Source organism: Pantoea sp. M_10, from assembly GCF_008631515.1.
Lineage (GTDB): Bacteria > Pseudomonadota > Gammaproteobacteria > Enterobacterales > Enterobacteriaceae > Pantoea > Pantoea anthophila.
The window spans coordinates 479,099-486,321 of the sequence record NZ_VWUL01000004.1; the positions used below are offsets into that span (position 1 = coordinate 479,099).

6 protein-coding genes and 1 pseudogene are annotated in these 7,223 nt (G+C 58.4%); 6 read left to right on the top strand and 1 reads right to left on the bottom strand.

The window, feature by feature from the left end:
- Positions 1 to 54: 54 nt before the first annotated feature.
- The gene (locus tag F3I47_RS14780; RefSeq protein WP_150029003.1) at positions 55 to 1,695 is read left to right on the top strand and encodes a dihydroxyacetone kinase subunit DhaK; all 1,641 of its coding nucleotides are present in this window, start codon (positions 55 to 57) and stop codon (positions 1,693 to 1,695) included.
- A 110-nt stretch (positions 1,696 to 1,805) separates the two neighbouring features.
- Positions 1,806 to 2,354: a YbhB/YbcL family Raf kinase inhibitor-like protein gene (locus F3I47_RS14785; RefSeq protein ID WP_150029004.1), complete on the top strand. Its 549-nt coding sequence runs from the start codon at positions 1,806 to 1,808 to the stop codon at positions 2,352 to 2,354.
- Positions 2,355 to 2,410: 56 nt separating this feature from the next.
- Here the strand turns inward: F3I47_RS14785 and proP are convergent, their stop codons facing one another.
- Positions 2,411 to 3,877, bottom strand: a complete 1,467-nt coding sequence (proP, locus tag F3I47_RS14790; protein WP_009093065.1) for a glycine betaine/L-proline transporter ProP — start codon at positions 3,875 to 3,877, stop codon at positions 2,411 to 2,413.
- Between the two features lie 464 nt (positions 3,878 to 4,341).
- Between proP and F3I47_RS14795 the strand changes: the two genes are divergently transcribed.
- The 4 genes and pseudogenes from F3I47_RS14795 to F3I47_RS14810 form a co-directional block, all read left to right on the top strand.
- Complete coding sequence (locus F3I47_RS14795; protein ID WP_150029005.1) at positions 4,342 to 5,361, top strand: isopenicillin N synthase family oxygenase; 1,020 nt, start codon at positions 4,342 to 4,344, stop codon at positions 5,359 to 5,361.
- A 21-nt stretch (positions 5,362 to 5,382) separates the two neighbouring features.
- A complete protein-coding gene (locus F3I47_RS14800) occupies positions 5,383 to 6,186 on the top strand; it encodes a MetQ/NlpA family ABC transporter substrate-binding protein (RefSeq protein WP_033736835.1) in 804 nt (267 codons plus the stop codon).
- On the top strand, positions 6,179 to 6,967 hold the full coding sequence (locus F3I47_RS14805; RefSeq protein WP_150029006.1) for a methionine ABC transporter ATP-binding protein: 789 nt from the start codon (positions 6,179 to 6,181) through the stop codon (positions 6,965 to 6,967). Before F3I47_RS14800 ends, F3I47_RS14805 begins: the two co-directional genes overlap by 8 nt.
- Positions 6,955 to 7,223: pseudogene (locus tag F3I47_RS14810) on the top strand (metal ABC transporter permease); the annotation flags it as partial. The gene F3I47_RS14805 and the pseudogene F3I47_RS14810, both read left to right, overlap by 13 nt.

The window sequence follows — 7,223 nt, forward strand, 5'->3', positions numbered from 1 at the left end:
TTATGTGCAACACTTGTTTAATCCCCCCTTCGTACGCCCATGAGGAATGAAGAGATGACCCGATTTGTACTGAATAACAAGGACGACCTCGTCGACAGCGCGTTAGATGGCATGATTTACGCCAGCCCGTGGCGCAATCTGGTGCGGCTACAGGTCGCGCCGCGAATCCGCATTGTCATGCGTCGGGACTGGCAGAAACAGCAGGTGGCGCTGATCTCCGGCGGGGGAGCCGGACATGAACCGGCGCATGTCGGATTTATCGGTAAAGGGATGCTGACGGCCGCCGTTTGTGGCGATCTCTTTGCTTCACCCAGCGTAGACGCGGTGTATCACGCCATCGTCAATCTTACCGGGGAAGCCGGATGCCTGCTGATTGTAAAAAATTACACCGGCGATCGGCTTAACTTTGGCCTGGCGGCAGAGAAGGCGCGTAAGGCGGGATACCGCGTCAACATGGTGATTGTCGGTGATGATGTGGCCCTGCCGGAGAATCCTCAGCCGCGCGGGTTGGCCGGTACCCTGCTGGTGCACAAGGTGGCGGGCTTCGTCGCCGCACGGGGTGATGACCTGGCGGCGGTCACCGCGGCCGCGCAGGCGGCCAGCCAGGCCATCGCGTCGATGGGCGTGGCGCTCTCCGGCTGCCATCTGCCGGATGAGCCGGTCAGCCAGCGGGTGCCGGAAGGCAGTGTCGAAATGGGACTGGGCATTCACGGAGAACCGGGTGTTGAGGTGATGCAGAGCCAGAACAGTCAGCAGATTGTTCAGCAGCTGCTGGAGAAGGTGATGCCGGAGAATGAGGAACCCTGCGCGCTGCTGGTGAATAATCTGGGCGGTATGTCCGCGCTGGAGATGAGTCTGGTGACGCGGGACCTGATTGCGTCACCGCTCAGCCGGGGCAGTAACTATCTGATGGGGCCTGCGCCGCTGATGACCGCACTGGACATGAAAGGGTTTTCCGTGACCTGCATGAGGCTGACTCCCCTCTTCGAAGAGGCCCTCTGCGCGCCGGTTGAGGTCACCGGCTGGTTAACCCCGGTGAGAATCGCCCCACTGGAACCGGTAAGTGCCGCCACTCCGGCTTCAGCCCACCCGGTCCAGCCCTCTGCAAACCCCCAGGTTGCCGCCTACGTGAACACTATCTGTGAAACCCTGATGGCCTGCGAAAGTGAGCTGAACCGGCTGGATGCGCAGGTCGGGGACGGTGATACCGGTTCGACCTTTGCCGCGGGCGCGCGTCAGATCCAGCGCGAATGTGATGATAATCAGCTGCCACTGAATGCTCTTCCCGAGCTGCTCGCGGTAACGGGAGAGCGGCTGGCGACGGTGATGGGTGGCTCCAGCGGCGTGCTGATGGCGATCTTTTTTACCGCTGCCGCTCAGCAACTGGCGGAGGGCGATACCCTGCCTGTCGCCCTGCAGCAGGGGCTGGAGAAGATGAAGGAGTATGGCGGGGCAAAGCCGGGCGACCGGACACTGATCGATGCACTGCAACCGGCCATTGAGGCGCTGGTGGCGGGTCAGTCACTGGAGGCGGCAGCAGAAGCGGCGCAGCAGGGCAGTGAGGCGACGGCCACCATGGGAACCGCAAAAGCGGGTCGCTCCTCCTATCTGAACAGCACAAACCTCAATGGCGTGCCCGATCCGGGGGCCGTCGCGGTCGCACGCGTCTTTGCGGCCCTGAAAAAGGCGAAGTGAAAATGCTGACGCTGCTGTGCGGCCTCTGTCGCGCAGCCGTCAGAGTAAGCAGGCAATGACAAAATGTAGCGGGACAATTTTCTCAGGTGCTATCTGATAAGGAGTGACGGTTGAAAAAATTACTCTGCGCGGCGGCGCTGGCCGTTCTACCCATGACCACGCTGGCGGCATCCGTTTTTACGTTGCAATCCCGGGACTTCAGCGACAATGCGCTGCTGGACAAAAAGTTTGCCGGTGCCAATAAAAGTAATCCTTCCTGTACCGGGGAGAATGTCTCTCCTGAACTCAACTGGTCGGCTATTCCGGCGGGTACCCGCAGTCTGGCGCTGCTGATGACCGATCCGGTGGGGGCCAGGGGGCTTGGCGTCACCCACATGGTGGCTTACAACATTGCCCCCACGCGTTCATCGTTTGCTCAGGGCGCTCTGACGAAGGGGAATGGGTATACCGGCGGAAAGAATACGCCGGGAACCACACACTATTATGGCCCCTGTCCGCCAGCGGGTAGCGGTCTGCACCACTATAACTTTGTGCTGATCGCCACCGACTTACCGCCGGGCCAGTTAAAAGCGGGGTTAACCCAGGCGGAACTGATTGCACAGCTGAAGGGGCATGCGCTGGGCGCGGCCAGTACGGTCGGCCGGTTCAGTAATGACTGAAGGAAGAAAGGAACGATAGATAAAAAAACACCCTGCAGAGCAGGGTGTTTTCAGGCTTAATGCGCGGCGGGCGCTGAAGGTTTTGAGCGCTTACGCAGCTTATCAATCAGGCGATGCGCTTCCGCTTTGGTCGCCACCGCTGGCGATGAACCGGTCAGCGGCTGCCGGGCGGTTTCACGGACGGTCAGAATAGTCAGCAGACCGATGATGCCCGCACCCATCATGTAGTAGGCCGGCATCATGGTGTTTTTACTGGTATCGACCAGCCACGCCGTAATCAGCGGGGTGGTTCCGCCAAACAGGGAGACCGACAGGTTAAAGCCAATGGCCAGCGCACTGTAACGGATATCGGTCGTAAACAGCGCAGGCAGCGTTGAAGGCATGGTGCCGCTGAAGCAGGTGTGCAGCACGCCCAGAATCAGCAGGCCGCCGAATACTGCCCACATGTTACCGGAACCGATCAGCATAAAGCTCGGAATCGCGAGCAGGATCAGACCCACCGCACCAAAGCCAATCACCGGCCGACGCCCGATGCGGTCCGTCCAGCGGCCCCACAGCAGCGTCAGCGGCATCATCACAAACATTGCCACCATCACCAGCAGCAGGCCACTCAGTTCAGGCAGACCCAGTACGCCGGTCAGATAACTAGGCATATAGGAGGTCAGCATGTAGTTAGAGACGTTAAACAGCAGCACCAGACCGATACATTTCAGCATCGGCGCACGGTATTTGCTCAGCATCTGCATCAGGGTCAGGCGCGGTTTGCTCTGCTCCAGCGCCTCCTGTTTTTCCATGTGCTGCTGGAAGGCCGGAGTCTCTTCCAGCTTCAGTCGCACATAGAGACCAAACAGACCCAGCGGCGCGGCGATAAAGAAGGGCACGCGCCAGCCCCAGGACATCATCGCCTCGTTTGACATCAGGGTGGTCATCACCGTCACCAGGCTGGCACCCAGCAGGTAACCACCAATGGTGCCGAACTCCAGGAAGCTGCCCATGAAGCCACGGCGTTTATCGGTAGAGTACTCCGCAATAAAGGTCGCTGCGCCGCCATACTCACCACCGGTCGAAAAGCCCTGGATCAGACGCGCCACCAGCAGCAGGATCGGTGCCATGATGCCAATGGAGGAATAGGCCGGGATCAGGCCGATACAGAATGTGCCGATCGACATCATGATCATCGTCATCGCCAGCACTTTCTGTCGGCCGATGCGGTCACCCAGCGGGCCAAACACCAGGCCGCCAATCGGACGGACCAGGAAGGCCGCTGCGAACGTACCAAAGGTGGCGATCAGCTGCACGGCGTTGTTGGCGTCCGGGAAGAAGACCTTGCCGATGATGACGGCGAGGTAGCTGTAAACGCCGAAGTCGAACCATTCCATCGCATTACCTAACGCGGCTGCGCCAACGGCACGCTTCAGCATGTCGTTATCGATCACGGTAATGTCATCAACAGTCAGCTCTTTTTGCTTCCTGTTCCAGAAATGTTTCTTTGCATGGTCAGACGATCTGTTTCTGGTGTCCATAAACTCCTCAACTGCTGAATGAAGGAGTCTTATAGCTTTCGCAGCCGAAAATAAGGGTCAGAAGAAACCGTGGAAATGAAAGCTATAAGAAGCCGAATAAGTTTTAAGTGAAGCGGCAATTAACCGCAGGGGCAAACCTTAGACCACAATTGTAAGGTATTGCAAGTTTTCAGCGGAAATAACTACTTTTACTGACAAAGTCAGCATAGTAATCTTATTCATCTCTGCTTACGGCCATAAACATTTCGTAACATCCGGCGCAGGATGATTCCTGCCAACAGGCGTCGGCAAGCCTGACGCCCGCCAGAATGTCTCATCCGGCAACCAGAGTAATCTGCAGATCATTTGACTGCGGTGTAGCGCGATATTTCCGTTCGCCGCATATCCATAGCAGGATTAGTTGGTAGTTAACGCATAAATGCAGTGGCAGTGTACTGCTATTCCAGACCAACAGAGTGTTAAACATGGGCGCGTTAACATCAGCAGAATTACCGGTTATTGATTTCGCACTGTTATCGGGAGATCAACAGCAGCAGCAACAGTCACGCGAGAAACTCAGCCAGGCGGCGCGTGAGGTGGGTTTCTTCTATCTGATCAACCACGGGATTGACCGCGCGTTATCCGATGAGGTTCAGCAGGTCGCACGCCAGTTTTTTGCTCTGCCACAGGCAGACAAAAGCGCCGTCAGGATGGCCAATTCGCCTCATTTTCGCGGTTATAACCTGGCCGGCGTGGAGATAACCCGCAGCCAGCCCGATTTTCGCGAGCAGTTTGACATTGGTGCTGAACGCGAAGCGCTGCCCTTTACCGCCGACGCGCCCACCTGGCAACGGATGCAGGGCCCCAATCAGTGGCCTGAAGCCCTGCCGGAACTGCAGACCGTCGTCACCCGCTGGCAGCAGCAGATGACCGCCGTTGCGCTGGAGCTGCTGCGCGCCTTTGCCGAAGCGCTCCATCTGCCGCGCAACGCCTTTGACAATCTCTATGGCGACTATCCCAACGAACATATCAAGCTTATCCGCTACCCCGGCCGTAGCGAGGGCGAATCCCGCCAGGGCGTCGGCGCGCACAAAGATTCCGGCTTCCTGACGATGCTGCTGCAGGACGATCAGCCGGGTCTTCAGGTGGAAGTGACGCCGGACAACTGGATCGACGCCTTACCCAAACCGGGCGCGTTTGTGGTGAACATTGGCGAGCTGCTGGAGCTGGCGACCAATGGCTATCTGCGCGCAACCGTTCATCGGGTGGTATCGCCCCCGCAAAGCCGCGAACGCCTCTCCATCGCCTTTTTCCTCGGTGCGCAGCTCGATGCCGTTGTGCCGATCTATCCGCTGCCCCCGCAGCTGGCCGAACTGGCTCAGGGACCGGCCAGCGATCCGCTCAACCCGCTGCTGCGTGAAGTCGGCTGGAATTACCTCAAAGGCCGGCTGCGTTCGCATCCGGAAGTTGCAGAGCGTTTTTATCCTGAACACACCTCCCACTAAAACCATAAGAGATAAATGATGATGATTAAAAAGCGCGTTCTGGCTCTGGCCGGTCTTTCACTGCTGATTGCTCAAAGTCTGCAGGCTGCGCCGCTGCGCGTGGCTGCGGATCCGGTGCCACATGCCGAAATTCTGGAGTACGTTAAAACGCTGGATCCCAAACTCGACATCAGGATCGTGGAGCTGAGCGGTGGGGTAAACGCCAATGAACTGCTCGCCTCCGGGGATGTGGATGCGAACTACTTCCAGCATCTGCCCTACCTGAAAGATCAGGAAAAGGCGCTGGGTAAGACCTTTGCCGTCGTCGCCAGTGTGCACATTGAGCCACTGGGGATCTACTCGCGCAAAGTGAAGTCGCTGGCGGCGTTGCCAGAGGGTGCCAGCATTGCGGTACCCAACAACACCACCAACCTGAGCCGTGCGCTGTGGCTGTTACAGGATAAAGGGGTCATTAAACTCCGGGCGCAGGGTGAGGCGGGCTCCACGCTGGTGACGCCGAAAGATATCAGCGAAAACCCGAAGAAAATCAAAATCATCGAGATTGAATCGCCTCAGTTGCCACGCTCGCTGGATGATGTTGATGCCGCGATCATCAACGGCAACTATGCGCTGGAAGCGGGGCTGAATCCGGCCAAAGATGCGCTGGGTCTGGAGTCCGCTGCGCATAACCCGTATGCCAACCTGCTGGTCACCACCCCGGCACTGGAAAAAGATCCCCGTGTCGTGCAGCTGGCAAAGGATCTGCGTTCGCCGCAGGTGGCCGCATTTATCCGGAAAAACTACCAGGGCTCCGTGATTCCGGTCGCGGATAATCAGCATGATTAATATCCGTCACCTCAGCAAACAGTATGCTGGTGCATCCGCGCCAGCGTTAGACGATATCTCTCTCACCATCAGTGAAGGGTCGATCTTCGGCATACTGGGGCGAAGCGGGGCGGGTAAAAGCACACTGCTGCGCTGCCTGAACCGGCTGGAGAGTCCCTCCAGCGGCCTGATTGAGATCGATGGTGAAGATATCTCCCGACTGAGTCTGGCGCAGCTCCGTCAGCAACGGCAGCAGATGGGGATGATCTTTCAGCACTTCAATCTGCTTCATTCCCGCAACGTGCGGGGCAATATTGACCTGGCGCTGGAGATTGCCGGGATACCCAGGGCCGAACGCCACGCCCGCGTGACTTCGCTGCTGGATCTGGTGGGACTGACAGCCTTTGCAACGGCATGGCCATCACAGCTCTCCGGGGGACAGAAACAGCGCGTCGGCATCGCCCGCGCGCTGGCGGCCCGTCCCCGCTATCTGCTGTGCGATGAGGCGACCAGCGCACTGGACCCGGAAACTACCCTCTCCATTCTTGATCTGCTGGCAGATATTCAGCAGCAGCTGAATATCACCATCGTCCTGATCACGCATGAGATGGCGGTCGTGAAGCGTATCTGTGACGGTGCCGCGCTGCTGGAGAAGGGGCAGCTGGTGGAAAGCGGCACCCTCAGCCAGATCATGGGACGCGAAGAGGGTCGTCTCCGCACGATGCTGCTGAAGGATGGCGAGACGGACAGGGCGTTTATCGAAAAATATCAGCGGGAGGCTCTTACCCGATGCGTAGCATGACCCGCGATCGTTTTCAGGAACTGCTGCTGAATGCCACGGGCGAAACGCTCTATATGGTGCTGCTGGCAGCGCTTTTTACCGTCGCTATCGGATTGCCGGTGGGTGTCCTGCTGTTTCTGACCCGTCCACGAGGTATTCTGCCCAATCGCGCCATCTCTCTCCTGCTGAACACGCTGGTGAATACCGGACGCGCGCTGCCATTTGTCGTGCTCCTGATCGCGCTTATCCCCTTTACCCGCCTGCTGGTTGGCACCAC

Excerpts from the sequence above, each read along its gene's own strand:
- F3I47_RS14800 (WP_033736835.1), top strand. The coding sequence starts at position 5,383 with ATGATTAAAAAGCGCGTTCTGGCTCTGGCCGGTCTTTCACTGCTGATT.
- F3I47_RS14795 (WP_150029005.1), top strand. The coding sequence starts at position 4,342 with ATGGGCGCGTTAACATCAGCAGAATTACCGGTTATTGATTTCGCACTG.
- proP (WP_009093065.1), bottom strand. The coding sequence starts at position 3,877 with ATGGACACCAGAAACAGATCGTCTGACCATGCAAAGAAACATTTCTGG.
- F3I47_RS14780 (WP_150029003.1), top strand. The coding sequence starts at position 55 with ATGACCCGATTTGTACTGAATAACAAGGACGACCTCGTCGACAGCGCG.
- F3I47_RS14805 (WP_150029006.1), top strand. The coding sequence starts at position 6,179 with ATGATTAATATCCGTCACCTCAGCAAACAGTATGCTGGTGCATCCGCG.